4 protein-coding genes and 1 tRNA gene are annotated in these 3,594 nt (G+C 58.7%); 4 read left to right on the plus strand and 1 reads right to left on the minus strand.

The window, feature by feature from the left end; genetic code table 11:
• Nucleotides 1–151 precede the first annotated feature (151 nt).
• Nucleotides 152–796: a fructose-6-phosphate aldolase gene (fsa, locus tag V3W31_07870; GenBank protein ID MEE9614846.1), complete on the minus strand. Its 645-nt coding sequence runs from the start codon at nt 794–796 to the stop codon at nt 152–154.
• Nucleotides 797–938: 142 nt separating this feature from the next.
• Between fsa and V3W31_07875 the strand changes: the two genes are divergently transcribed.
• From V3W31_07875 to V3W31_07890, 4 genes are all read left to right on the plus strand, one after another.
• Nucleotides 939–1,025: transfer RNA gene (locus V3W31_07875), tRNA-Leu, on the plus strand.
• Nucleotides 1,026–1,047: 22 nt separating this feature from the next.
• Entirely contained in the window at nt 1,048–1,758 is a 711-nt protein-coding gene (locus V3W31_07880) for a glycosyltransferase family 2 protein (protein ID MEE9614847.1), read from the plus strand.
• Nucleotides 1,759–1,809: 51 nt separating this feature from the next.
• Nucleotides 1,810–2,196: a DUF2304 domain-containing protein gene (locus tag V3W31_07885; protein ID MEE9614848.1), complete on the plus strand. Its 387-nt coding sequence runs from the start codon at nt 1,810–1,812 to the stop codon at nt 2,194–2,196.
• A gap of 95 nt (nt 2,197–2,291) precedes the next feature.
• Nucleotides 2,292–3,594 (plus strand): hypothetical protein (locus tag V3W31_07890; protein MEE9614849.1); only part of this gene is annotated, 1,303 nt, incomplete at its 3' end.

A 3,594-nucleotide genomic window follows, 5' to 3' on the forward strand; every position in this document is an offset into this window, starting at 1 on the left:
GCAGATCTATTGGCGCTCTCGGCGTCAAAGAACGCTCCGGGGATGCTCTTTGGGTTTACGGGATCTTTCTCGGATACGGAGGACATTATCGCTAAAGGGTAAAAACCCGCCTCGGCGGTGTCGATAAATGCCGGTAGGGTGCTGCCCGGCCCTATTTGGGCACCTTCTCCCAGTCCTTCAGGAACTTCTCTATACCTGCGTCGGTAAGCGGGTGCCTGGAGAGCTGCTCCATCACCTTGAACGGTATGGTGGCGATATGCGCGCCGGTAAGCGCGGCGTCGAGGACGTGGACCGGGTTCCTTATGCTTGCCACGATTACCTCGGTCGGGAGGTCGTAGTTTTCGTATATCTCCATTATCTGGTGGACGAGGTCCATGCCCGTCAGCGATATGTCGTCGAGCCTGCCTATGAACGGGCTCACGTAAGTGGCGCCGGCCTTTGCCGCCAGGAGCCCCTGCACGGGAGAGAACACAAGCGTTACGTTCGTCTTTATCCCCTCGGCCGAGAGCGTCTTTACCGCCTTAAGCCCCTCCATGGTCATGGGTATCTTCACCACTATGTTCTTAGCTATCTTCGATAGCTCGCGGGCCTCCTTTATGAGCCCGTCCGAGTCGTCGCTTACAGCCTCGGCGCTCACCGGGCCGTCCACTATGGAGCATATCTCCTTTACGAGCTCTTTGAAGCCGCGTTTTTCCCTCGATACGAGGCTTGGGTTGGTGGTGACCCCGTCGACCAGTCCGTATTCGTTGGCCTTTTTTATATCCTCCACATTGGCGGTATCGATAAAGAACTTCATGGCGTGTCGCTCCTTTTTAACCCCTCGGTTTTAAAACTAAAATCTTGACTTGCGGATTTCCATATGCAACAATTTGCGATACCGTAAGGGTATCTAATATAGCCCGAAATTATCCGCATTGCAAGTTTTTCCTTGGAGAGATGCCGAAGTGGCGGAACTGGTAGACGCGCTAGATTCAGGATCTAGTGGATGCAAGTCCATGGGGGTTCGAATCCCCCCTTCGGCACCAAAAAAGAGTGCCGGAAGGCTTAGTGGGAAAAAGGGAAAAGTCGCCAACCATACTGGTCATAATCCCGGCCTATAACGAAGAGGCGTGTATCGCCGGGGTGATAGATGCGGTGAGGGAGGCCGCCTCCGGGGCGGACATAATAGTCGTAAACGACGGCTCCGGCGACGGGACGGCCCGTATTGCCGGGGATAAGGGGGTCCCGGTGCTCAGCCACCCCTTTAACATGGGTATCGGGGCGACTATGCAGACCGGCTACAGGTACGCGAAGCTCAAGGGCTACGACGTGGCCGTGCAGGTCGACGCCGACGGGCAGCACCCGGCTGACCAGATAAACGAGCTGGTCGCCCCGGTGGTGAAGGGGGAGGCCGACTGTGTCGTGGGCTCCAGGTTCCTCGGCCAGGGGGACTACAGGCCGTCTGTGGCGAGGGGGGCCGGGATGGTCGTCTTCTCGCGCGTCGTTTCGGCCATAATAGGGGAAAAGGTCACGGATACCACCTCCGGCTTCAGGGCGGTCGGTAAAAGGACCATAGGGTTCTTCAGCCAGAGCTACCCGGACGACTACCCCGAGGTGGAGGCCCTGGTACTGCTCCACAAGAGAGGGCTTGTTATAACCGAAGTCCCCGTTAGCATGGAAAAGAGGGCCGGCGGCAAGTCCTCCATTACCCCGGCCAAGTCGGCTTACTATATGGTGAAGGTACTCCTGGCGATATTCGTCGATCTTTTGAAGAAGTAACGGTCGGGTCCGGACTCTTGGGCGTCGTTCCGGGTCGGGCGGGAGGCCCTTATGCAAGCGGTGCAGATACTCTACATACTGATCGCCCTGACGTTCTTCGGGCTGGTCGTTGACTTCATAAGGCGGGGCCTTCTGAAGGAGAAGTATGCGGTACTGTGGCTCGGCCTGGTAGGGGTGGTAGTGGTCCTTTCTCTCTGGAAGGGGCTCCTCGACCGGACGGCCGAGATACTGGGGGTCGCCTACCCGCCCTCGCTTCTATTCCTTGTCGCTTTTATCTTCGTGCTGTTGATACTCCTCCACTTCTCGGTCGTCATATCGATTATGCACGAAAGGCACAAGGTCCTCGCCCAGGAGATAGCGCTCCTTAAGTCCCTTCTTAAGGAGGCGGGGGTGGCTGCCGGCGGCGACGGACCGGGAGACGGCGCGGCAAACGGATAGGGTCTTTACGGGAGTGTGAGCATGGAAAAAGCCTTTCAAAGCAGGTGGTTCCACCTGGCCTTGGTCTCCACCCTGGCCGTGACGGGAGTGTGATTATGGAAAGAGTCTTTCAAAGCAGGTGGTTCCATCTGGCCCTGGTCTCCACCCTGGCCCTGGCGGTGCTCGCGGTCTACTCGAACACCTTTAACGCGAGCTTCCACTTCGACGACGGCCCCCATATAAGGGATAACTACACCATCCGGGACATGGGCAACGCCATGGAGATCCTCAGGGGACAGCGCGGCGTTACCATGCTGACCTTCGCGCTTAACTACGCGTTCGGCGACCTGGACGTGGCGGGCTATCACGCCGTAAACATCTCCATACACATAATAAACGGCGTAATGGCCTACTTCCTGCTCTTCTGGACGCTCCGGAGGGTCAGCGAGGACGAGCTGTGGTCGAAGAAGATCGCGGCCTATTCGGCGCTCCTTTTCGCGGTCCATCCCGTACAGACCCAGGCCGTGACCTACATAGTGCAGAGGATGGAGAGCCTGGCGAGTCTCTTCTATCTCGCCGCCCTCCTGGTCTTCATAAAGGCGGCGGAGGCGTCCACCACCGTTAAGAGGGTCGTACTCTACTCGTGCGTGGTGCTGGTCTATATAGTGGGCTTTAACTCGAAGGAGATAGCCATAACGCTGCCGGCCATTCTGCTCCTCTACGACTTTTACTTCCTGAGCGACCGCGAGGTCAAGACGGTGGCGGCGAGGTGGCCCCTTTACGCGGTGCTCCTGGTGCTTCTGGGGTACTTCGCCGTAAGCACCGTCGTCCCGCTCGGCGGGTTCGGGGACGTGAGCGAGGAATCGTCCGGCATGGTAGCCGCCGCTGCGGCCGCCGCTGGAGCCGCAGGGCAGACGGGTCCGGGGGGGGTGGCGCCGAGCGCCGGCTTCGCCGTAAGCGGCATAAGCCCGGCGGAGTACCTCATGACCCAGATGAACGTGCTCGTGTACTATATCTGCCTGCTCCTGGTGCCCGTAAACCAGAACCTGGACTACGACTTCCCCGTCTCAAGGGGGCTCTTCGAGGTCCCGCAGGTGAACGAGGGGACGGTCTTGAACATACCGCTCCTCCCGCCGGTGGTCTCGCTCGTGCTGCTTCTGGCCATTATAGGCGCGGCCGTATACCTTTTCGTACGCTCGCGCAGGGGGGCCGGCCCCACGGCCGGCCTCCCTGCTGCCCAGGCGGCAGTGGTCTCTTTCTTTATATTCTGGTTCTTTATCATCCTCTCGCCCACATCGAGCTTCATACCCATTGTCGACGTAATCTTCGAACACAGGCTCTACCTCGCCTCCCTGGGGTTTTTCGTCGTATTCGCCATAGCTGTCGACTGGGTCTTCCGCTATATTGGGACGCGCGGGG

The sequence above is a fragment of the Thermodesulfobacteriota bacterium genome, from assembly GCA_036482575.1.
Taxonomy (GTDB): Bacteria; Desulfobacterota; GWC2-55-46; order GWC2-55-46; family JAUVFY01; genus JAZGJJ01.

What these genes read in the sequence shown, in the direction of transcription:
- fsa (MEE9614846.1), bottom strand. Translation starts at nt 796, where the DNA reads ATGAAGTTCTTTATCGATACCGCCAATGTGGAGGATATAAAAAAGGCC.
- V3W31_07885 (MEE9614848.1), top strand. Translation starts at nt 1,810, where the DNA reads ATGCAAGCGGTGCAGATACTCTACATACTGATCGCCCTGACGTTCTTC.